The sequence below is a fragment of the Pilosibacter rotomagensis genome (assembly GCF_045062245.2).
Classification (GTDB): Bacteria; Bacillota; Clostridia; order Lachnospirales; family Lachnospiraceae; genus Pilosibacter.
Genome location: NZ_CM170323.1, coordinates 2481480 through 2504836, shown reverse-complemented (window position 1 = coordinate 2504836; position 23357 = coordinate 2481480). Strand labels below are relative to the sequence as shown.

Here is a 23357-nt window from a genome sequence, read left to right as displayed (position 1 = left end):
GTAGGGATGAGGTAGATGGAGAAAAACTGGGTAAAGATGTCGGACGTGTTGTTCTTCCAAGAGGGTCCAGGTGTGAGAAATACACAGTATACGACATCGGGTGTAAAGCTACTTAATGTAGCTAATTTGGTTGATGGGAAAGTTGATTTGTCAACTTCTACACGGTATATTTCAGAAGATGAAGCCTATGGAAAATATAAGCACTTTTTATGTGATGCTGGTGACTTTGTCGTGGCAAGTTCGGGAATAAAAGTTGAGTATATTGATAAAAAAATGGGCTTTATTGAGGAAGCAATGCTTCCATTATGTATGAATACAAGTACTATTAGATTTAAAGTGATCAATGGAGATAAGCTTAGAATAAAATATTTTATGTATTATCTCAAATCGCAACATTTTAAAGAGCAACTTGCTAAAGAAATTACTGGATCAGCACAATTGAATTATGGACCTAGTCATTTAAAGAAAATGATTTTACCGTTGATTGATGTTTCGGCTCAAGATGAAATAATTCGATGTTTGGATAACATTCAAAAGAACATTGACATGAGAAGGAAGGAGCTAATATGTTTCGATGAATTGATCAGAGCCCGATTTGTCGAGATGTTTGGTGATCCAAGAAGTAATCCTTTTGGGTTTCCAAAGAGTATGCTGAAAGACACATGTAAGGTTGTTACAGGAAATACTCCGCCGAGAGCAGCTCAAGAATATTATGGCGATTATGTAGAATGGATTAAAACAGATAATATTGTGCCTGAGATGATTAATCCAACTAAAGCAACGGAAAGTCTTTCAGAAGAGGGAATAAAAGTTGGAAGGACAGTGGGTAAAAACTCCATTTTAATGGCTTGCATAGCTGGAAGTATTGCAAGTATAGGAAAAGTTTGTGTTACTGATAGAACAGTGGCCTTCAATCAACAGATTAATGCAGTTATATCCAAAGAATATAATATTTTATTTTTATATGTAATGTTGCAGTTGTCTAAAGATTATTTAGTTGAAGAGATAAACATGTCTTTAAAAGGAATATTATCTAAGTCAAAACTTGAGGAGAAAGAGTTTATTGTGCCACCAATAGATTTACAGGAGCAGTTTGCCGAGTTTGTTGAACAAGTCGACAAATCAAAAGATTCCGTCAAAAAGGCACTCGATGAGGCGCAGCTTCTGTTTGACAGCCTGATGCAGCAATATTTCGGATAAATTTGAGTGACAGAAGGTGAATGCATGGGGAAATCGCAGGAATGGAAACTTGCTTTGGATCAATATATCCGTCAGGGAGATTCAGGGCTGGCTGAAAAAAGTGCTGCATGGCAGACTGCAATCGGTTTGCAGGATGTGGATGGATTAAAGATCTCAGAATATTTGTTGAAAATTGCCAAAGGACATATCGAAGGCAGGATTGACATGAATGCGGCGAAAACACGGATTCAGATATACTATGAAAAACGGAAAGGACACCTTACCGATGTCGAAGAGAGGACACAGGAGGCAGACCTCGTTTCGCTGCACATTGTGGAATTATTGGGAGAGAAAACATTTCAGCTTTCACCTGCATTTTATATCAACATTCATAAACGTTTATTTACAGGGGTATTCCCGCATGCAGGGCGGCTGCGCAGCTACAATATCACAAAAGATGAGTGGATTTTAAACGGGAAAACCGTTTATTACGCTTCTTATAATGAAATACAGGCTGCATTGGATTACGATTTTTCACAGGAAAAACAGTTCCCGTATGAAACAGTTTCAGTTGCAGATGCAATGAAACATATTGCGGCATTTACATCCGGAATCTGGCAGATTCATCCATTTGGTGAGGGAAACACCCGTACCACAGCAATTTTTGTTATTCAATATCTGAAGGCATTTGGATTACGGGTCAACAGTGATGTATTTGCAGAGCATTCATGGTATTTTCGAAATGCGCTGGTTCGATCCAATTATAATAATTTTCAGTTGGGGATTCATGCAACAACAAAATATCTGGAACAGTTTTTTGAAAATCTGTTGATGAATATGAATCATGAATTAAAGAACCGCTATTTGCGTGTGGATTATCGGGATGATAGGATGATTCAAAGTGAGAATGCGGAGAGTTCAAAGTGTATAGATAATATTTTGAATTGCACTTTGGAAGAGATGGCTGTAATGAAGGTCATCGAAGAGAATCCGCGAATCACTCAAAAAGCTTTGGCTGCTGCATTGGGAAAATCAGAGCGCACGATCAAGACAAGAATGGGGTCTTTAAAGCAAAAAGGACTGATTCAAAGGAAAAATGGAAAGCGCAATGGGGATTGGGAAATATTGACCCGATCATAACTGTGAGGTATGAAACAGTTGCACCGGATTAAAAATATATGGCATTTGCAGGAGTAGGATGTTGGTATACAAAGGAAGGAGTATACCGATATGGAAGAAAAACTTGTAAACATCTTAAATCAGATGGCAGAATACCTGAATATTTCACAGATGAAGAAACTGCAGGAGGTTCTGTTGAAAAATCTGGCACAGCCGGAAACAACTAAAGTAGAGACTACGAATGATACCTACTTGCAGATGTTCCTGGATGCAAAGAAAATCGAAGGATGTTCCGAGAGAACGCTTCAATATTACCGTGTCACCGTAGAGAAAATGTTTCAGATGCTAAAGACGCCGGTCAGAAAGATTACAACGGAAGAGATCCGGACATATCTTTCGGAATATCAAAAGATCAATAACTGTGGGAAATCCACAATCGATAACATTCGGCGGAACATTTCAAGCTTTTTCTCATGGCTGGAAGAAGAGGATTATGTCCTGAAGAGCCCAATGCGTCGGATCCACAAAATCAAGACGAAACAGCAGGTGAAGGAAGTGATTTCCGACGAGGGGATTGAGCAGCTGCGGGATCATTGCTGCTGTGTTCGAGACCTGGCAATCATTGATCTGTTGTATTCAACAGGAATCCGTGTCGGGGAACTGGTAAATCTAAACATTAAAGATGTGGATTTTGAGGCCAGGGAATGTGTGGTGTTCGGAAAAGGTGATAAGGAGCGCAAAGTATACTTTGACGCGAAGGCAAAGCTGCATCTGCAAAATTATTTAAACAGCCGTTTTGATGACAACCCGGCATTGTTTGTAACACTGGACGCACCTCATGCCCGCTTAAAGATCAGTGGTGTCGAGATCAGACTGCGGAGACTTGGAAAAAAGATCAATCTGACAAGAATTCATCCCCATAAATTCCGCCGTACCATGGCGACTCGTGCAATCGACAAAGGAATGCCGATTGAGCAGGTCCAGAAAATCCTCGGACATTCACAGATCGATACCACAATGCAGTACGCTATGGTCAACCAGTCGAATGTAAAAACATCCCATCAGAAGTACATTGCCTGATCAATTCAGGTTTGTGGGGATGAAATGATGAATTATATAGCGCTTAAAGACGTATGTACAATAAATATGGGCCAATCTCCGGAATCGAGTAGTTACAATGAAATTGGTGATGGAATTCCGTTTTTTCAAGGAAACGCTGATTTCGGAGAACGTTATCCAATTACACGTGTATGGTGTAATAAACCTACCAAAGTAGCAAAAGCAGAAGATATTTTAATTTCGGTTCGTGCTCCCATAGGTGCAATGAATTATGCTAAAGAAAAATGTTGTATTGGAAGGGGAGTTGCAGCATTAACACCAAATGAAGAAAAAGTGTCATCAGAATTTATATTTTGGTTGCTCAAAGGAAAAAATAATGAATTAAATCAAAAAGGAACAGGAAGCACATTTAAAGCGATTGGACGAAAAGTCCTTGAAGAAATTCAAGTTCCAGAAATTAATCTTGAACTTCAGCGGAAGTACGCATCAAATTTAGAACGGATTTACTCTATTATTCAAGATCGACAAAGACAACTGGAGCAATTAGACAAGTTAGTTAGAGCCCGATTTGTCGAGATGTTTGGGGATGAAAATAATTCTAAAAATTGGAATGTTGTAAATGTTGAAGATGTTGCAGATGTCCAAGTTGGTGTTGTTATAAAGCCATCCCAGTATTATACAGATGAAAGTGAAGGCGTAAGAGCTTTTCGCTCTCTTAATATAGGTGCGGGATTTATTAAAGATATTGATTGGGTATATTTTACTAAAGAAGGACATCTGAAGAATTCAAAATCTACTCTTAAAGAGAATGATTTGTTAATAGTAAGGTCTGGTGCACCCGGTACCGCCTGTGTTGTTACAGAAGAATATGCGGGATGTAATGCAGTTGATATTATAATTGCTCATCCAGATTGTGAAAAAGTAAATCCTTATTATTTATGTACCTTTACAAATATGCCACATGGAAAAAAACAGATAGATGAAGGGATTGGCGGGGCAGCGCAACAGCATTTCAATGTTGGAAAATATAATAAATTACAATTGATGTTGCCGCCAAAGACGTTGCAAGATGAGTTCGGTGATTTTATCAATCAAGTCGACAAATCAAAATTGCAATATCATCCGCATACGCACACCTGTCAACCCAATACCAGTTAATATTCGACTATTTCATGCAAAATTCATAGAAAGGACACTACTTATGCCTAAAATGACAGTTTATCACGGCGGCTACATGCCGGTGAGGGAACCGGAAATTCGGATCGGGAGAAATACGAAGGACTTTGGTCCTGGATTCTACTGTACAGTGATCAGGGAACAGGCGATTCGCTGGGCGAGAAGATATGATACAAAAATTGTCTCAGTATATGACGTGCGCCTGAATACAAAACTGAATATCAAAGAATTTTCCACGATGACAGAAGAATGGCTGGATTTTATTGTCGCATGCCGGAATGGACAACCTCATTCATACGATATCGTGATCGGAGCGATGGCGGATGACCAGATTTACAGCTACATTTCTGATTTTATTGATGGAAGTATCACCAGGGAACAGTTCTGGGTATTGGCGAAGTTTAAATATCCAACACATCAGATTAATTTTTGTACCGAAGATGCCTTGAAGTGTTTGGAATATAGAGATTATGAGGTGATTCAATAATGCAGGAAACAGGGCGAGAACCGCAGAAAGACAACGATCTCTTTTTTACATGCAGTTTGATCGATTATATTGCCAGGAAGACAACAAACAAAAGAGCAGATGTTGTAAACGCATTAGGGAAAAAACGTCTGGAAAAGATTTATGATCTTGCGGATGTCTATCATTGTGATAACATGGACCGTGTCAGCGATGATTTCATTGCGGAGTCAGGTATCAAAAAAGGCAGTTTTGATAATGTAGGAGATTGTCAGTATACAATTCCGACTTACTGGGAAATTGGAAAAGTTTATAAAAGGCTGATCAAGAAGGTTGCGGAAAACGAAAAAATCAGTGTGATCGATGCACTGATGCAGGTTTATAATTCTTTTATCAGCCCGAAAATTGATGACTATAACAGCAGTGTTTACTATGAAAATCCATCGTACATTTTTGAAAGCTACAGAGAAAAGAAAATCTTGTAATGATTCAATCAGTCTGTGCACGTGCTGTACGGACGGTAATAAAAAAGTCATACACCCGAACAGGAGGTGTCATCATGACGAACTTTGATTTTTTAAAGGATGAACCAAAATTCAAAAGTTTTGCCGATACAGCGATCGCAGCGGAGCGGATTTTTTCCATTGATGAGTCTGCATCTGTTTTAAACTGCCGTCGGGCGATGGAATTTGCAATCAAGTGGATGTATTCGGTTGACAGCTCGCTGACGAAACCATGGGATGATAAGCTGGTCAGCCTGATGAGTGCGGAAGATTTCCGGGATCTTGTGGATAATGATTTATGGCAGCGGTTGGATTTTATCCGGAAAATGGGAAATACAGCGGCTCATACAGGAAAACGGGTATCGAAGGAGCAGGCGGCGCTGTGTCTGGAAAATCTGTTTGTTTTCATGGATTATGTAGCGTATTGCTATGCAGATCAATATACAGAACGGGCATTTGATGAAAAACTGCTGGGTAAGACAGAGACGAAACCAGTCGCTATAAAGCCGCAGACACCGGAGATCGACCTGGAAACACTGATCAAAGAAAACCAGGCGTTAAAGGCAGAGCTGACGGCACGAAGAGAAGAGCAGCAGCCGACCTATGTGCCGAAACCGCTTGATATTTCGGAATATAAGACAAGAAAACTTTACATCGATGCCATGCTGGAGGATGCCGGTTGGATCGAGGGGAAAAACTGGCTGAATGAAGTGGAAATCCCGGGAATGCCGAATAAGAGCGAGACTGGATTTGCAGATTATGTTCTCTATGGGGATGATGGAAAGGCGCTTGCGATCATCGAGGCAAAGCGGACCTGTGTGGATGTGAGCAAGGGACGGCAGCAGGCGAAATTATACGCGGATCTGATCGAAAAACAGCAGGGAAGAAGACCTGTGGTATTCCTGACAAATGGATTCGAAACGCGGATTTCGGATAACCAGTATCCGGAGCGGAAGGTTGCTTCCATCTATTCAAAGCGTGATCTGGAAAAACTGTTCAATCTGCAGTCCATGCGTACCGGCTTGACGAATATTTTTGTCGATAAAAAGATTGCCGGGCGCTATTATCAGGAGGCAGCGGTGAAAGCAGTCTGCGATAGCTTTGATCGGAAAAATCGCAGGAAAGCGCTACTTGTCATGGCAACCGGTTCCGGAAAGACGAGAACCGTGATCGCGCTTGTCAAAGTCCTTCTGAATCATGGATGGATCAAAAATGTACTGTTTCTTGCAGACCGGAACAGCCTGGTAACACAGGCGAAAAGAAGTTTTGTCAATCTTCTGCCGGATTTTTCCGTCACGAATCTCTGCGAAGAGAAAGATAATTATGGCGCGCATTGTGTCTTTTCCACCTACCAGACGATGATGAACTGCATTGATATGGTTCAGGATGAAGATGGAAAATTGTTTACATGCGGACATTTTGACCTTGTGATCTGTGATGAGGCACATCGATCCATTTACAATAAATACCGGGATATTTTCAATTATTTTGATGCCCCGCTTGTCGGACTTACCGCAACTCCGAAGGATGAGATCGATAAGAATACATATGAAATCTTTGAATTGGAAAGTGGTGTGCCGACATATGGATATGAGCTGGCTCAGGCGGTAAAAGATGGTTATCTTGTGGATTTTATGTCGATCGAGACGAGGTTAAAATTTATTGAAAATGGGATTGTCTACGATGAACTTTCTGAGGAGGATAAGCAGGAGTACGAGGAGACTTTTGAGACAGAAGATGGAAATCTTCCGGAGCAGATCAATTCTTCGGCACTTAATGACTGGGTGTTTAATGAAGATACGATTCGTGAAGTCTTGAATATTTTGATGACAAATGGGCTTCGCGTGGATTATGGGAATAAGATCGGAAAGACGATCATTTTTGCGAAGAACCACCGGCATGCAGAGAAAATTCTTGAGGTGTTTGGAAAAGAATATCCACACTTGAAAGACTATGCAAAAGTGATAGATAATTATCTGAACTATGCGCAGAGTGCGATCGATGAATTTTCAGATCCAAAGAAAATGCCGCAGATCGCGATATCGGTTGATATGCTGGATACTGGAATTGATGTTCCGGAGGTCTTAAACCTTGTATTCTTCAAAAAAGTTATGAGTAAGGCAAAATTCTGGCAGATGATCGGACGCGGAACGAGACTTTGTCCGGGACTTATGGATGGTGCAGATAAGGACAAGTTTTATATCTTTGATTTTTGTGGGAATTTTGAATTTTTCCGGATGAACAAAGGAAAATCGACAGCGAATACGATTGCGGTTCAGGGGGCGATTTTTCAGCTGAAATTCGAAATGTCGTACAAGCTTCAGGATCTCGCATATCAGACAGAACAACTAAAAAAATTCCGCAGTTCGCTTATTGAAGATATGACCGGAAAGGTGCGCGAGCTGAATCGGGATAATTTTGCAGTCCGTCAGCATTTAAAATACGTGGAACTGTATTCATCAGGAGAGAACTATCAGGCGCTGACTTATGCGGATACTTTGGTAGCTCGGGATGAACTGGCACCGTTGATTGAACCGGAAAAAGATGATGCGCAGGCGCTCCGTTTTGATGCACTGATGTACGGAATTGAGCTGGCGTATCTGGCCGGAAAGAAATATTCCAGGGGGAAACATGATCTTATAAAACGAGCAAGGGGTCTTACAAAGGTTGCAAATATTCCGGAGATTACAAAACAGGCACCGTTGATTGAGCAGATCCTCCATACAGATTATCTGGATCGTGCGGATGTCAATGATTTTGAAAAAATACGGAAAAATCTGCGTGATCTCGTGAAGTACATTCCGAAAGAGTATATCATTTATGAGACGAATATGGATGATGAAGTTTTATCTACGGAGTGGAACGAATCGGAGCTCGAAAATGATGATCTGAAAAATTATAAGGCAAAGGCGGAGTTCTATATCCGGGAACATCAGAATGAATCAGTGATTGCGAAGCTGAAAGGAAATATCCCGCTGAATTCCGAAGATGTGAAGGAGCTGGAAAAGATCCTCTGGAGTGATCTCGGAACGAAGGCAGATTATGAGGCGGAGTATGGGGAAAAGCCACTCGGTGAGTTTGTACGGGGAATCGTCGGTCTCGATATGAATGCGGCGAAACAGGCGTTTTCAGAATATCTGGACAGCACCAACCTTGACAGCCGGCAGATCTATTTTGTGAACCAGATTGTGGAATATATTGTCCAGAATGGAATGATGAAGGATCTGTCTGTTCTTCAGGATTCCCCGTTTACAGATCAGGGAAGTATTGTGGATGTCTTCACAGATCTGTCTGTATGGATGGGGATCCGGAAGGTGATCGACCAGGTGAATGCGAATGCGGCGGCATGATGTTATTCCTCATGAAACAGTTTCCGCCGAACGTCTTCTTTTATCTTGACAAGTAACCGTTCGGTTGCTATAATACAAAGTAACCGAACGGTTACAAAAACAAGAAATCAGGTCATGACCGGAAAGACGGAAGAGCCAGACGCTAAGACGCAGTGCTGATTGAAAAATTCAATCTCGCATTGTGTCTTTTGTTTTTCAATGGGTTCACTCGCAAAGATTGCTGCATTCTGCCGATAGGGCGTTTTTGAGATCTATAACAAAAATTTTTGTCGCAGATCAGCTTTTATCCGATCATGCTAACACAGTTCCTTCCGGGAATGCTCCGCGGAATACGCGGCGTACAAGCGGTCCTGCAACGAGGAGCTGGAACGGAAGAGCCATGATAAAGTTCTTCGGAATGTTTGTCAGCCAGATGCTCAGGAGCAGATTGAAGTTTCCGCTCTTTACACATCCCTCAAGAGCTCCGTACATGGACATGATGATCACCATCGGAACGACCATGGAGCAGGAAACTGCGATCACTTTGTGTAATACCGGGCTTTCCGGCTTAACGAGAAAACGGAATGCGAATCCCTTTGCCGGGCCTGATACGACGAACCAGTCCATGCACATCGCAAACACGTAGGCGATCGGGAAACCGATCCATGCTTCGCGGATCGTGGTCAGGTTCAGAGCTCCCATGTGAAGGGTTACATTGTAGATGCTCATCCAGAGCACCATAGTAAAGCACATTAATACGGTGTAGATCAGACTTTCTCTTTTATTTTTTGGCATACTTTTTCTCCTCTTTGTGAAATTGTGTTTTTGGTTATTGTACGTGCCAGCGTACATATTCTTTTTCATGATCGGAAAAGCATATGGAATGTCTTTTCTTCCGGATGCGCTTCTCACTGCAAGGGGCAGAAAAAAGCAGCGAAGTCAACAAAACTCGTTGCGACTCCACTGCTTTTTGTGTGCATCTCACTGCGTTTCCAATCTCTATGTGAACGCAGTATACAATATTTTTCCGGTCTTCGTAAGTCTTTTTTTCCATTTTTTTCATTTTCGGAAACATGCACAAATTGTATACAATATTCTTATATGCTCTTATTCACATTCCCATATGGAGTTTCATGTAATGATTTCCTCACAGAATTTTCACAATTTTTTCGTTGACATTAAATGATGGATGTTTTATGATACTTAGCAAGCTAACAAATTAGTTTACTAAGTATTTGCTAAGAATAAAATCAATGGAATACGGTCGGAGACGACAGGAACTCTGATTTTGGTTTCACATTTTCTTACGGTCAGAGCGGAGAATGGAAAGAAGCGCTGAAATATGAGGCAGACAAAGATGATAGCGATCACGCTCGGTGCGAGAATGAGCTGCGGCACATTCTTTTTTAAAGGGGGATTTTGATTTATGAAAGAAACTGTTGGCAGAAGTATCGGAATGCTGTCCAATTTGATCCGGAGGCATTTCAGTACCTTTTCTTTTCACGACACTCTGAGCCCCGCGCAGGGAAAAACGCTTCATTTTATTCTGGCGAGAAGCATGGACACGGATGTGTTCCAGAAAGATGTTGAGGAAGAATACAGCCTGCGGCCGCCGACGGCCACAAAAATCTTAAAGGATATGGAAAAGAATGGTCTGATCCGCCGGGAAACGGTTCCCTACGATGCGAGATTAAAGCGGATCGTTGTGACGGAAAAGGGAATCCAGTACCAGGAAATGATCCGGGAGAGTCTGGAGGAGACGGAACGAAGGCTGACCGCGGGGATCACGGAGGATGATCTCGCGACATTTTTCCGCGTCATCAGCCGGATGATCCGGAACATGTCCTGATACAGATTAGTCAGATAAGACTCTGTTCTCTTTCCGGCAGCGGGAGACAGAAGACTTATCTGAAAGGAGAAAGTCCGTTATAAGGACAAAAGGGGGAAGATACAGCCGGTTCTGCAAGGATACGGACTTGCTGTACCGAACCTTTTGAACTTTTATCATAACAAATCATAATATGGAAACGAGGTAAGATTCATGGTTAAAACACTTTTAAAAAGCGTGCGCCAGTATAAACGGGCATCCATCGAGACGCCCGTGTTCGTTGCCATGGAGGTCGTGCTGGAATGTACGATCCCGCTCATCATGTCAAAGCTCATCGATGACATGACGGGAACTTCCATGACACCGATCTTAAAGTACGGCGTGCTTCTTCTGGTCCTTGCGACCATGTCCCTGTGTTTTGGAGTCCTCTCCGCAAGATCCGCGGCAACAGCCGGATGCGGACTTGCAAAGAACCTCCGGAGAGATCTCTATTTTAAAACCCAGGATTTCGCGTTTGCGGATATCGACAAGTTTTCATCGTCCTCTCTGGTCACGAGAATGACGACCGACGTCACAAACGTCCAGAATGCGTATCAGATGCTCATCCGGATGGCAGTCCGTGCCCCGCTCATGATGATCTTCTCCGTGATCATGAGCATGAGTATCAATGTCCGGATGTCCTTCATCTTCCTGGCACTGATCCCGGTCCTCGCGATCGCGCTGTTCGGCATCTTTTTCTATGTACATCCGATCTTCAAGCGGATCTTTAAGAAGTATGATGCCTTAAACAATTCCGTCCAGGAAAACGTCGGCGGCATCCGTGTTGTAAAATCCTTCGTCCGTGAAGACTACGAGAAGGAAAAGTTCGGAAAAGCCGCAGAGGAAGTCCGGAAAGACTTCACGATGGCAGAGAAGATCCTCGCATTGAACAACCCGCTCATGATGTTCTGCATCTATCTTGCGATGCTTTTAGTAAGCTTCTTTGGAGCGAAGCTCATCATCGGATCCGGCGGAACATCGCTCTCGACCGGTGAACTTTCCTCCCTGATCAGCTATGGCGTCCAGATCCTGTCTTCAATGATGATGCTGTCCATGGTATTTGTTATGTGCAGCATGGCGCAGGAATCCGGCGACCGTATCGCGGAGGTCCTGACACATGAGAGTGTCCTGAGATCTCCGGAAAACGGAGCGAAGGAAGTGAAGGACGGCAGCATCGAGTTTGATCATGTTTCCTTCCGCTATTCCGGAAAGAACAAGAAATATGCGCTCACGGACATCGATCTTGAGATCCCGTCCGGCGCTACGATCGGGATCATCGGAGGAACCGGTTCCTCCAAGACTTCCCTGATCCAGCTGATCCCGCGTCTCTATGACGTCTCGGAAGGTTCGGTCAAAGTCGGTGGACGCGATGTGAGAGAATATGATCTCCAGGCGCTCCGTGACGCGGTGGCCGTCGTTCTCCAGAAGAACGTCCTGTTCTCGGGAACGATCAAAGATAACCTCCGCTGGGGCAACAAGAACGCCACAGACGAGGAGCTGATCCATGCATGCAAGCTTGCGCAGGCGGATGAGTTCGTCACCCAGTTCCCGGCCGGCTATGACACTTACATCGAGCAGGGAGGAACGAACGTCTCCGGCGGCCAGAAGCAGCGTCTCTGTATTGCGAGAGCTCTTTTAAAGAAGCCGAAGATCCTGATCCTCGATGACTCCACCTCTGCGGTCGACACAAAGACCGATGCCCTGATCCGTCAGGCATTTAAGAATGAGCTTCCGGATACCACAAAGATCATCATCGCCCAGCGTGTCTCCTCTGTGCAGGATGCGGACCGCATTCTCGTCATGGACGGCGGACGGATCGTGGAGTCCGGTACGCATGAAGAACTTCTCGCTTTAAACGGAATTTACCGGGAAGTCAATGATTCCCAGACAAAGAGCAAGGAGGCAGAGTGATATGGAAAAACAGAACAATAGGAAAAAAGGCACTTTCGGCCGCCTGCTCCGCTATATCTTCCAGAATTACAGGATCCACCTGATCGTGGTCATCTGCTGCATTATCGTCAGCGCGGCGGCTTCCGTTGTCCAGACGGTATTTTTACAGCGGCTGATCGATACCTGCATCCTTCCGGGCCTGAAATCGGGCATGGAAAGTGTGAAACAGCCGTTCATGCAGACGATTCTCTCCATGCTCACGATCTACGCGTTCGGTGTTGCAGCGGCGTTCACCTACACGCATCTCATGGCGATCGTGACACAGGGAACGTTAAAGCATCTGCGTGTGGACATGTTCGATAAGATGCAGTCCCTGCCGATCAAATATTTTGATACACATGCACACGGCGATATCATGAGTACCTACACGAACGATACGGACGCGATCCGCCAGATGATCGGTCAGTCGCTTCCGATGGTATTCCAGGCATCTTTGACGATCACAGTCATGTTCCTCATGATGATCTACTACAGCGTGTGGATGACGATCCTGGTCTGCCTGTTCTCGGTGCTTATGCTGACGGTCACGAAGAAATTCGGCGGCGCGAGCTCCCGCTATATGATGGAGCAGCAGAAGTCGCTCGCGAAAGAGGAAGGTTTCATCGAAGAGATGATCCAGGGACAGAAGGTCGTAAAGGTGTTCTGTCATGAAGAAGAGTGCAAGAAGGATTTCGACAAGTTAAATGAGAAACTGTTCTCCGACGGAGAACTTGCAAACCGCTATGGTAACTCCCTGATGCCGATCTTAAACAATGTCGGCAACCTGATGTATGTGGTACTGGCGATCGTTGGCGGACTTCTCGTCTACTGCGGAGCGCCGAACTTAAGCCTCGGCGGAAACGGTGTCCTTACGATCGGTATCATCGTCTCGTTCCTCGGAATGGCAAGACAGCTTTCCCAGACGATCGGGCAGGCATCCATGCAGGTTTCCATGGTCGCAATGGGACTCGCAGGAGCTTCCAGAGTGTTCTCTCTGATTGATGAGGAGCCGGAGAAGGATGAAGGTTATGTAACGCTTGTCCGCGCGGAGTGGACTGCGGACGGAACCTTGAAGGAGACAAACGACAAGAACGGCATCTGGGCATGGAAACATCCGCACAAGGCGGACGGAACCGTCACCTACACCCCGTTAAAGGGCGATATCCGGTTGGAGGATGTTGATTTCGGCTACACACCGGAGAAGCTTGTTCTCCATGATATCACTCTTTATGCGAAACCTGGCCAGAAGATCGCGTTTGTAGGTGCGACCGGCGCCGGAAAGACGACGATCACGAACCTGATCAACCGTTTCTACGACATTCCGGACGGAAAGATCCGTTACGACGGCATCAACATCACGAAGATCAGAAAGCCGGATCTTAGAAGATCTCTCGGCGTCGTTTTACAGGATGTCAACCTGTTTACCGGCACGGTCATGGACAACATCCGCTATGGTCGTCTGGACGCCACGGACGAGGAGTGTATGGCGGCAGCGAGACTGGCGAATGCCGATGACTTTATCCAGAGACTGCCGGAGGGCTACAATACGATGCTCACCGGAAATGGTGCGAGCCTTTCCCAGGGTCAGAGACAGCTCATCTCGATCGCGAGAGCAGCCGTTGCGGATCCGCCGGTCATGATCCTCGATGAGGCGACAAGCTCGATCGATACGAGAACGGAGGCACTCGTCCAGGAAGGTATGGACAACCTGATGATGGGACGTACCGTCTTTGTTATCGCGCACCGTCTTTCCACGGTCCGCAACAGTAAGGCGATCATGGTTCTCGACCACGGTCACATCATCGAGCGCGGCGACCATGAGACGCTGATCGCGCAGAAGGGCGTGTATTATCAGCTTTATACAGGTGCGTTTGAGCTGGAGTAATGGCTGCGGTCTGGTCATACAGTAATTTGTGAATATAACAAGTGAAAACACGCTTCGCGTAAATAAAAATCCCCCTCTAACTTCTGCAGTGTGCCCGGAAATCCGGGTGTGCGGGCAGGAGTGGGAGGGGGATTTTTTATGCCGTCTGTTCTTTTTCTGTCAGAAATGATACAAATCGGAAATGACGGTCGAGGACGTTTCCAATCAGACCGATCACTTTTCCCATGGTAAAGGCAGCAAGGATCGTTCCGATCCCGAGGCCTTTGATGTGGCCGAGGAAGAGGAAGGTCAGTCCGGCAGTCACGGCGAGGCAGGTCACGTCGAAGGTGATCTTGACTCTGGAGTAGGGTACTTTGAGGATCTCAGCTGTTTCACGCGGGAACAGGTCGGTCGGGATGATCGGGAGTCCGCAGCGGTTGGAGAGTGCAATTCCGATGCAGAGGACGACATAGCTCACGATAAAGTAACAGATCTGATATCCGAGTCCCATTGGAAGACCGGCAAGGGCAGTTTTGTAGACATCCAGCATCTTGCTGAAGGCAAAGCCGACTACGAAGCTGAAGAGATAGGTTGGAACGAATTTTTTTCGAAGGACCATCAGGACAGCCACGAGTGTGCCCTGAAAGATGTAGGTCCAGGTGCCGAGTGTCATTCGTGGGAATGATTCGGAGAAGGCGTATGGTACGCTGGAGATTGCCGAGATTCCGGCGCCAGAGTCGAGCATCAGGACTACGCCGAAGCTGTTGATGAGGACAACGATCAAGAGGGCAAGTTCACCTCGCCAGATCGGGCGGGTGTCGTTTTGGTTTTTTGTATTCATTTGTGTATGTCTCCTGTTAGTCGATGTTTCTGTGAGGTGCAGAACGGTTATTATTGTAGCGCGGGGGTGGGGAATGTACAAGAGGGAGTTTTTTGCTGTCCATTGCCCGAAAAAAGTTGCCGGAGACAGGCTAACATCCGAAAAAATGTAGGAAAGAGTGAGCTAACGTCCGAAAAAATGTGGTACAGCACGACTTTAACGTCCGTAAAAATGTAGAATAGAACGAATTTACGTCCGAAAAAATGTAATATAACGCATATTTACATCCGTAAAAGTGTTGATCTCTATGGATTCTTTTTATTCCATGTAGGAGTACGGTTTTACCGGCGGCTGGTCTGCCTTGTGTTCCCCGATGATTTTTTCCATCCAGATCATGTCGTACCAGCGGTTGAATTTATAGCCGCAGTTTTCGAAGGTACCACAGAGGTGGAAGCCGAGATGTTCGTGGAACTGGGCACTGTTTTTGTTGAGATATTCGTCCTCTACTTTGGGGTAGCCGATGCAGGCATAAAGATTCAGAATGCCCATGGTTTTCAGGCGGTCGGCGAGGGCTTCGTAGAGTTTTCGGCCGAGACCACATTTTTTTGCGTTATTGTCGAGGTAGATCGTGAGTTCACAGGCCCAATCGTAGGCAGCGCGGCCGACGAAGGGACCTGCATAGGAGTACCCTTCGATTTTTCCGTTTCGCTCGATCACGAGATATGGATATTTTTTCATGGTGTTGCGCATCCGGTTTTCGAATTCTTCGAGAGAGGGGACTTCGTATTCGAATGTGATCACGGTGTTTTCGACATAATAAGCATAGATTTCCAGGATGCGCGGTGCATCTTCAAGTTTTGCATTTCGGATATTGATGGAATCCATGGGGGACCTCCTTTTTGAAAAACTGCTGTAACAGGAGTTATTATAGCACCGGAAAAAGGAGATGAAAACAGGTGTTTTGTCGCGGAACGATATCCTGCAATCATCGTCGGAAAACGTTTTTACCCCGTAAGTCTTGTAAATGACCAATTGCGGCGTCTGGATGATCCGCCTGCCAAATAGAAAGAATTTCAAGCATATTTTGCAACTGCGCCGGACATGCCAATTGACAACTCCCAAATGCCAGAGTTACAATAACTGTAATGCATAAAACGGCGGTTATCCATAACATATAGGACAGCCGCAGGTAAGGGGAACAAAATGGATTTTACAAGTTTATTTAATATGCAGGGCATGATGTTCTGCGTTCTGGCGCTCGGATGGTATCTGAGGAAAAAAGGGATGATCGATAAGAGTGGAAAGGCGCTTTTGAGCAATCTTGTCATGAACGTGACACTTCCTGCGAGTATCATCAAATCGTTCCAGATGGAATTCAGCATGGATATCTTAAAACTGACCCTGGAAGTGATCGTGATCTCATTTCTGATCCAGATCATCTCGAACGGGCTCAGCCGCGTCCTCTATCCGGGATGGAATGAAGAGAGCCGGAAGGTTCTTCAGTACGCGACGATCGTCTCGAATGCCGGGATCCTCGGAAATGCGATTGCGGAAGGAATCTTCGGAGACCTTGGGATCATGTACGCCGCAGTCTATACGATCCCGACGAGGATCTTCATGTGGTCGGTAGGACTCACTTACTTTACGGAGGCGCCGACGAAAAAAGAACTTGTGAAAAAGGTGCTGACCCATCCGTGCATCATCGCGATCTTTACCGGAATGGTGCTTCTCATCTCGCAGTTTCAGCTTCCGGGATTTGTAAACCAGACAGTCCGGACGATCGCCGGAGCTAATACGTTCTGCGCGATGCTGCTCATCGGATGCACACTGGCGGAGGTGCCGTTTAAAGAGGTGTTCTCAAAAGAAGTTTACTATTATACATTTATCCGCCTGTTCCTGATCCCGGTCATCGTCCTTGCAGGATGCCGGTTGTTCCGGATCGACTCGTTGATCACAGCAGTCTGCGTGATCCTCTCCGCGATGCCGGCGGCGAGCACGAGTGTAGTCCTTGCGGTCAAATATGGAAAAGACGACCGCCTGGCAACGAAGATCGTTGTCTTTTCCACGGTCGTCTCATTGATCACACTTCCGATCTGGTGTTATTTCCTGCAGTAGGAGATCCTGTGGGACTTTCAAGGTAATACCAGAGGTTCATTCGGATAAATTCGTACATACTGAGCCGGAAATCCCGTTCTTTATGCGGGATTCCGGCTATTTTTAATGCTTCCTTCATGACCGGATTCGAGTGAGTGCTCCCACAGAGACCGGACGCATGGTACAGGACGGCGAGAAAAATTTCGCTGGCGTCATGGTCAGAGAGACTGAAGTGGTCTGCCATAAGTCTGACGAAAGCATCTTTGCCGGTAAAATAACTTTTTTTAAAGCAGGCAAGCCGGCAGGCAGAGACATGGACCTCGATGATTGTGCAGAGGATATCGCTGTAGCGGAAATAGTCGCGGTGGTCGTTTAAGACATCGGCCCAGCGGCCAGCCCACTCGTCCGGAGTCCATGTTTTCCCTTCCGGGAAAGCGGCGAAAAGATCATCGAAATAGGAGTGCATCTTATCGGAACAGATTTCCAGATAGATCTCTTCCTTTGTCGTCACGTATTTGTAGAGGTTTGCGCGTGTCCATGACAGCTTTCCTGCGATCGTGGACAGGGTGATCTCCTGGTAGGTGACGGAATTAAAAAGAGAGTCGGCAGCAGCCTTGATCTCTGCCATCCGGGCCTGTTTCTGTTCTTCACTTCTTGCGCGTACAAAGTCTGTCATGGGGTTCACCTCCTGTCAATTCCATGCTTTATTCAATAAATACACCATCATTATAATTGATTTCCAGGCACTTGACAAGGCATGTGGGGTATGCTAACATCAAAATTAGTTACAACATGTCACTTACGAAACAGATGAAAACCGTGAGACTGGGACGCAAAATCCTGTTACAGTGCGCGGGCATGGAGTGCCCGTGTACTGTAACGGAAGATGATTTTAGATCCCGGCCGGTGAATCGCGTGGGAAAAGGAGAAGCGGATGGATAAGATCAAGAAAAATTTTGGATTTGGCTGTATGCGTTTCCCGATGATCGGGGAAGAGGTGGACGAGAAACAGGTCTGTCAGATGGTCGATTATTTCCTGGAACAGGGATTCAATTACTTTGACACGGCGCGCGGCTATATCAGCGGAAAGAGTGAGCTTGCGATCAAAAACTGCCTGACGAGCCGTCACCCGAGAGAGAGCTATATCCTCACGGATAAGCTGACTGGAAATTTCTTCGAAAAAGAAGAGGATATCCGTCCGCTTTTTGAGTCCCAGCTGAAACGCTGCGGAGTGGAGTATTTTGACTTTTATCTGATGCATGCCCAGAATGTTGAAAAGTTTGAAAAGTTCAAGAAATGTCATGCGTATGAGACGGCACTGAAATTCAAGGAAGAGGGAAAGATCCGCCATCTTGGAATCTCGTTCCATGACTGTGCGGAGGTCCTTGACCAGATCCTCACCGAGTATCCGCAGGTAGAGGTGGTACAGCTCCAGTTCAACTATATCGACTATGATGACCCGGCGGTTCAGTCCGGAAAATGCTATGAAGTCTGCAGAAAGCATGGAAAACCGGTGATCGTCATGGAACCGGTCCGCGGCGGCAGTCTCGCAAATCTTCCGGATAATGCAAAAGCAGTATTTGACGAGCTCCATGGCGGAAGTCCGGCGACATATGCGATCCGCTATGCGGCGGGATTCCCGGGGATCATGATGGTCCTCTCCGGAATGAGCACGATCGACCAGATGAAGGAAAATCTGGACTTTATGAAAGACTTCAGGCCGCTTGACGAGAAAGAGACACAGGCGGTAGAGAAGGTATGTGAGATCATCCGGGGCAAAAAGCTGATTTCGTGTACAGAATGCCGCTACTGTGTGGACGGCTGTCCGAAAAAGATCTTGATCCCGGATCTTTTCGACTGCATGAATGCGAAAAAGATGTATCAGAACTGGAATTCTGACCATTACTATGAAATCCACACGAATGGGCATGGAAAGGCATCCGACTGCATCAAATGCGGAAAATGTGAGCAGATTTGTCCGCAGCAGCTGAAGATCCGCGATCTGCTGTGTGATGTTGCGGCGGAATTTGAGAAGAAAGAGGCATAAAGGAGAATAACATGGGATTTCATGAACTGGAAGAAAATCTGATCGATATGGTGAAGGAGCAGCAGGCGAAGCTCGGGTTTCGCCCGGAGGTGATCCGGCTGTACTATCCGGTCTCGACGCTGAATCACTTTTTCGGGACAGATGATACCCAGGAACGGATGGAAGAGCGGCTTCAGGAGCTTGGAGTCCACACGAAGGATACGCTTGGAGCTGTTCAGGTGACCGCAAAAGGGGACCGGTTCTGTATTAAGATCCCGGAAGAGGGCAGTGTGTTCGTCCATGAACAGATGAAAGGACGGGAGTTTATCCAGGACCTTGTAGAACTTGTCGGGAGACATGGATGCAGCCTTGATGAGATCCGGGAGCTTTTCCTCAAATGGTCGGAATATGCCGTGTTTGAAGAAATTGAGGACGGCGATTTCGACTGGGCGTTCCACTTTGCGGATGGCATCCCGGATCGGTATTATTACTGTTTTAAGGATGAGGGATGCCATCTGATCTACCACCGGTTCCTGCCGGAGGATTATGAGGAGCTGCTGTAAATGGAAGACCGGTAATTTCATTGCCGATGGAGTTTACAATTCCAGCGTCGCTGCGATTTTTTTCAATGTCTCCGCAGACGCCCGGAGCTTTTCGGCTTCCTCCGCATTTAACGCGATTGGAACATGCGTCTCGATGCCGGTTAATCCCACGATGGCCGGCATGCTGAGGGAGATGCCGTCGATCCCGTACTCCCCGTGCATCATGGAGGAAACCGGGAGAATGGACCGCTCGTTGCGGATGATGCATTCGCAGATCCGTTTGACGCTCATGGCGATCCCGTAATAGGTTGCCTGTTTTTTGGAGATGATGTCATAAGCGCTGTTTTTTACGTCCTCCGCGATCCGGTCCATAGCGTGGTCATGGTCGAAATGGCCGCGCATCTCGCAGAAGGTGTTTAACGGGATCCCGGAGACGTTGGTGCTGCTCCATGCGGCGATCTCGCTGTCTCCGTGCTCTCCGATGATGAAGGAATGGACGCTGCGGCTGTCGACACCGAGATGTTCCCCGAGCGCATATTTTAACCGCGCCGTGTCGAGTACGGTTCCGGAACCGATGACGCGGTTTTCCGGGAAGCCGGAGAGCTTTAACGCCGCGTAGGTCAGGATGTCGACCGGATTGGACACGATGAGGAGGATTCCCTCAAAGCCGCGCTTTGCGATCTCGGGGATGATCGTTTTGTAGATTGCGACATTTTTGTGGACCAGGTCCAGGCGCGTCTCATTCGGTTTCTGGTTCGCTCCGGCGGTGACGATGATGATCGCGGAATCGGCGATGTCATCGTAAGTTCCGGCATAGATCTTCATCTGACCGGCAAACGGGATTCCGTGGGCGATGTCCTTCGCCTCCCCATCGGCTTTGTCGTGGTTGACGTCCAAAAGGACGAGTTCGGAAAAGAGGCGGCTCTGCATCAGGGTGAATGCGGTGGCAGATCCGACGAAGCCGCATCCGATGACGGCTGCTTTTCTTGGGTTGATGGTCTGTTTCATAAAGGATCCCTCCTGTTAGCTCAGAATCGTGCGGAGATGTTCCGCGTGGAAGATGGTTTCAGTTTTTCCTTCCTGCATGTTCAGTATAGTATAACCGGAAATGAAAAACCGTTGTATTTACAACGAAAAAACCAGAAAATTCCAGAAAAACCGGAACTCTTTATGTTGGAGAATGCTGCATTAGAAGATAAGTGGTAAATGTTCAGTAGGTCTGCGCATTTACTGCGCTGACCGTAAGAAAACATAGGCGGGTAGGCAAAAATCCCATTGCCGCAGGCAATTTTTCATGGATTTTTGCTCGTGACTGTGAAGGTACTGAACAGTTACGATAAGTGTGAAAAAAGTCATGTTCCCCATCTGAAAAATAGGCGGGAACATGACTTTTTATGTAACAGCGACGTTCTGTTTTGATTTTTCTTATTTCTGCTTTTTCTTCGGATTTTCCGGAAACCATCCTTTCTTTACCCGCTCTTCCTGCTCAAATAATTCCTTGATGCTCCAGATGCAGGTGATCCCGAAAACAGCGATCAGCACGCTGATGATCATATTTGAGATCAGGAGAGAGGCGAGCAGGGAAAAAATCCCGACCCCCGCGAACACAGGCCAGACCTGTTTTCCAAAGTAATATTCTGTCTTGATGACGATCACATGAAAACTGCCGATCAGAAGAAACGTTCCGATCGCAGCGATCAGTCCGGTCCAGTTCATAAAAATTCCTTTCTGTGAATCCTTGTTTTATTATGGTCAGCGCAGAACTACTGAACAGTTACTATCTAATGTTCATAGCTTCCCGTTGTGATCATATACTCGCCTTCGCCCTGGACAAACACGGTGCCGTCGGTTCCGATAATCGAAACGCTCTTTCCGTCAGCACCCGTGATGGAACCTTTGCAGATCAGGGAGGAGACTGTGCTGTTTCCGGTCACGGTCCATGCGGAGAGGGCATCGATCGTTACGTCACAGGTCCCGTTTCCACCGTCGCCGGCATTTGTCTCGTCCTGAAGAATCGAGCCGGTCAGGATCGTTCCGTTCGTGAGGTTCAGCTTCAGATTGCTGATGCTGTCCCAGAGGATCGCACCGCTCATTTCCTGCTCATCTGCGGTGAAGGTGCAGTCAGCGCCGTTCTTTCCACTCTCGCCCCAGCCGCGCTTGTTGGCATTGCCGGTACACTTTAAGAAAAAGTCATTGGATGGAGAGTAGGTGATGTCCACATGTTTCAGATAGAAGGAACTCTCAGTGTTTGTCGTGTAGAACAGACCGCCGTTTAAGGAAGTCAGGCTGCCGCCCTCCATCGAAAAGTTACTCTCGCCGACCTCGGAATCGCCGGACATGCTCTGGTAGAGGATCACGGTCCAGTCGCAGTCATTCTGCTCATTTTCCGGGATGTTTCCGGAGAGCGTGCAGTTTTTGAGGGACAGGGAGTTTAAACCTTCGATGCAGACCGCCTCGGAATTTTCCGCGGAGAGCGCTGCATCGCTGACGGTAATGTCCGCAGTACAGTAGACAGCCGGGGAACCGGTTCCTTTTGACGTGTAGGTTCCACCGTTTATGGTCATGGTCCCGCCGCCGCGGTCGCTCCGGATCGCTGCGGAAGATTCGCCGTTTGTCTCAACAGTAAGGTTGGAAGCGGTGAGAGTTCCGCCGCCGGCGACGTGGATCCCTCCGGAGGTGTCCTGCTTTGTGGTGATCGTGGTGTCGGATACGGAGACATTGCCGTTGCCGTAGCTGAAGACGCCTGCACCGCCTTTCGCGTCGGTGGTGATCGTGCCGCCGGTGAGTGTCAGGGCTCCGTCTGTGGCAAGGGCAGCGGCGCCGGTGCCGTAGAAGCTGGAGTTGTCGCCGCCGGTGCTGTCGGTGGAGGTGCGGTCGATCGTGAAGTTATTTAAAGTGACAGACGCACCGCTGGTCACAAGAACTGCACTTTCATCCTTTCCGGTGGAAGCGTAGGTCTGGTCGCTTTCCTCTTTATCTTCAGAAAAGCTGGAGACAGCATCGTAGGATTCCGGTGCGGAATTCTGTCCGCCCGGGCCGCCAGGACCGCCTTCTCCGTCTGGAGGAGCCTGTTTTCCGTCCATATTTCCCAGAGTACCATCCGGCGGATTTCCTGGCCTGTCAGAATTTTCTCCCGGAGCTCCATCCGGTTTATCAGCCGGAGCGGAATCGGAAGCTTCTGTCACCTGTGCAGTAGTATCAGCGGCGGGATCAGCGGCTTTCTGTCCGCATCCGCCGACCATAAGGGTCCCTGCAAGAAGCATGCAGAAGAGTGCCTGTTTTTTCATGAGAATCAGATCCTTTCTAAAATGAAGTATACAAAGAAGTATACGAATTAAGTTTGTTAAAACTGTGAAATACACAGATTTTTCACATGGCGGAATTTGC

At 46.6% G+C, this 23357-nt stretch carries 20 protein-coding genes; 13 read left to right on the top strand and 7 right to left on the bottom strand.

All coding sequences use genetic code 11. The features are described from left to right. Positions 1–15 precede the first annotated feature (15 nt). The 7 genes from ACI3EW_RS11185 to ACI3EW_RS11155 all read left to right on the top strand — a co-directional run bounded on the left by ACI3EW_RS11185 (position 16) and on the right by ACI3EW_RS11155 (position 8849). Positions 16–1200, top strand: coding sequence for a restriction endonuclease subunit S (locus ACI3EW_RS11185; RefSeq protein WP_405581704.1), 1185 nt, complete (start codon positions 16–18; stop codon positions 1198–1200). 6 nt (positions 1201–1206) lie between these two features. Then, positions 1207–2319 (top strand): Fic family protein, encoded by a 1113-nt coding sequence (locus ACI3EW_RS11180; protein WP_485662981.1) that lies wholly within the window; start codon positions 1207–1209, stop codon positions 2317–2319. 90 nt (positions 2320–2409) lie between these two features. Further along, positions 2410–3378 (top strand): site-specific tyrosine recombinase/integron integrase, encoded by a 969-nt coding sequence (gene xerA / locus ACI3EW_RS11175; RefSeq protein WP_405581698.1) that lies wholly within the window; start codon positions 2410–2412, stop codon positions 3376–3378. A 24-nt stretch (positions 3379–3402) separates the two neighbouring features. After that, entirely contained in the window at positions 3403–4515 is a 1113-nt protein-coding gene (locus ACI3EW_RS11170) for a restriction endonuclease subunit S (protein WP_405581695.1), read from the top strand. Between the two features lie 43 nt (positions 4516–4558). Beyond that, positions 4559–5020, top strand: a complete 462-nt coding sequence (locus ACI3EW_RS11165; RefSeq protein WP_405581692.1) for a DUF3990 domain-containing protein — start codon at positions 4559–4561, stop codon at positions 5018–5020. Beyond that, complete coding sequence (locus ACI3EW_RS11160) at positions 5020–5481, top strand: hypothetical protein (protein ID WP_405581689.1); 462 nt, start codon at positions 5020–5022, stop codon at positions 5479–5481. The genes ACI3EW_RS11165 and ACI3EW_RS11160 overlap by 1 nt, the downstream gene beginning before the upstream one ends. A gap of 74 nt (positions 5482–5555) precedes the next feature. Continuing rightward, complete coding sequence (locus ACI3EW_RS11155) at positions 5556–8849, top strand: DEAD/DEAH box helicase family protein (protein ID WP_405581686.1); 3294 nt, start codon at positions 5556–5558, stop codon at positions 8847–8849. 291 nt (positions 8850–9140) lie between these two features. On the opposite strand, the gene ACI3EW_RS11150 is transcribed toward ACI3EW_RS11155, so the two are convergent. Beyond that, positions 9141–9623: a DUF2798 domain-containing protein gene (locus ACI3EW_RS11150; protein WP_215703640.1), complete on the bottom strand. Its 483-nt coding sequence runs from the start codon at positions 9621–9623 to the stop codon at positions 9141–9143. A gap of 631 nt (positions 9624–10254) precedes the next feature. Here ACI3EW_RS11150 and ACI3EW_RS11145 point away from each other — a divergent pair. From ACI3EW_RS11145 to ACI3EW_RS11135, 3 genes are all read left to right on the top strand, one after another. Continuing rightward, positions 10255–10677 carry a MarR family winged helix-turn-helix transcriptional regulator gene (locus tag ACI3EW_RS11145; protein ID WP_215703641.1) on the top strand — a complete coding sequence of 141 codons (423 nt, stop codon included), beginning with the start codon at positions 10255–10257 and terminating at the stop codon, positions 10675–10677. Between the two features lie 192 nt (positions 10678–10869). Continuing rightward, positions 10870–12606, top strand: a complete 1737-nt coding sequence (locus ACI3EW_RS11140) for an ABC transporter ATP-binding protein (RefSeq protein WP_118603374.1) — start codon at positions 10870–10872, stop codon at positions 12604–12606. 1 nt (position 12607) lies between these two features. After that, positions 12608–14509: an ABC transporter ATP-binding protein gene (locus ACI3EW_RS11135; RefSeq protein ID WP_118533219.1), complete on the top strand. Its 1902-nt coding sequence runs from the start codon at positions 12608–12610 to the stop codon at positions 14507–14509. A 136-nt stretch (positions 14510–14645) separates the two neighbouring features. On the opposite strand, the gene ACI3EW_RS11130 is transcribed toward ACI3EW_RS11135, so the two are convergent. Both ACI3EW_RS11130 and ACI3EW_RS11125 read right to left on the bottom strand, forming a co-directional pair. Continuing rightward, the gene (locus ACI3EW_RS11130; protein ID WP_118533217.1) at positions 14646–15329 is read right to left on the bottom strand and encodes a DUF6198 family protein; all 684 of its coding nucleotides are present in this window, start codon (positions 15327–15329) and stop codon (positions 14646–14648) included. A 297-nt stretch (positions 15330–15626) separates the two neighbouring features. Further along, positions 15627–16193 (bottom strand): GNAT family N-acetyltransferase, encoded by a 567-nt coding sequence (locus ACI3EW_RS11125; RefSeq protein ID WP_118533215.1) that lies wholly within the window; start codon positions 16191–16193, stop codon positions 15627–15629. Between the two features lie 318 nt (positions 16194–16511). Between ACI3EW_RS11125 and ACI3EW_RS11120 the strand changes: the two genes are divergently transcribed. After that, positions 16512–17423, top strand: a complete 912-nt coding sequence (locus ACI3EW_RS11120; RefSeq protein ID WP_118297038.1) for an AEC family transporter — start codon at positions 16512–16514, stop codon at positions 17421–17423. Here ACI3EW_RS11120 and ACI3EW_RS11115 read toward each other — a convergent pair. Beyond that, complete coding sequence (locus ACI3EW_RS11115; protein WP_118533213.1) at positions 17389–18078, bottom strand: TetR/AcrR family transcriptional regulator; 690 nt, start codon at positions 18076–18078, stop codon at positions 17389–17391. The two genes, ACI3EW_RS11120 and ACI3EW_RS11115, sit on opposite strands and share 35 nt — an antisense overlap. Before the next feature lie 258 nt (positions 18079–18336). On the opposite strand from ACI3EW_RS11115, the gene ACI3EW_RS11110 reads away from it, so the two are divergent. Continuing rightward, a complete protein-coding gene (locus tag ACI3EW_RS11110) occupies positions 18337–19449 on the top strand; it encodes an aldo/keto reductase (RefSeq protein WP_118533211.1) in 1113 nt (370 codons plus the stop codon). 11 nt (positions 19450–19460) lie between these two features. Continuing rightward, positions 19461–19991, top strand: coding sequence for a DUF3877 family protein (locus tag ACI3EW_RS11105; protein ID WP_405581678.1), 531 nt, complete (start codon positions 19461–19463; stop codon positions 19989–19991). A 33-nt stretch (positions 19992–20024) separates the two neighbouring features. Here ACI3EW_RS11105 and ACI3EW_RS11100 read toward each other — a convergent pair whose 3' ends face one another. The 3 genes from ACI3EW_RS11100 to ACI3EW_RS11090 form a co-directional block, all read right to left on the bottom strand. Next, positions 20025–20978 carry an L-lactate dehydrogenase gene (locus tag ACI3EW_RS11100; RefSeq protein ID WP_118297034.1) on the bottom strand — a complete coding sequence of 318 codons (954 nt, stop codon included), beginning with the start codon at positions 20976–20978 and terminating at the stop codon, positions 20025–20027. A 417-nt stretch (positions 20979–21395) separates the two neighbouring features. Beyond that, entirely contained in the window at positions 21396–21686 is a 291-nt protein-coding gene (locus ACI3EW_RS11095; protein ID WP_118533207.1) for a DUF4491 family protein, read from the bottom strand. A 65-nt stretch (positions 21687–21751) separates the two neighbouring features. Continuing rightward, positions 21752–23257: a hypothetical protein gene (locus ACI3EW_RS11090; RefSeq protein WP_405581676.1), complete on the bottom strand. Its 1506-nt coding sequence runs from the start codon at positions 23255–23257 to the stop codon at positions 21752–21754. Positions 23258–23357 lie beyond the last annotated feature (100 nt).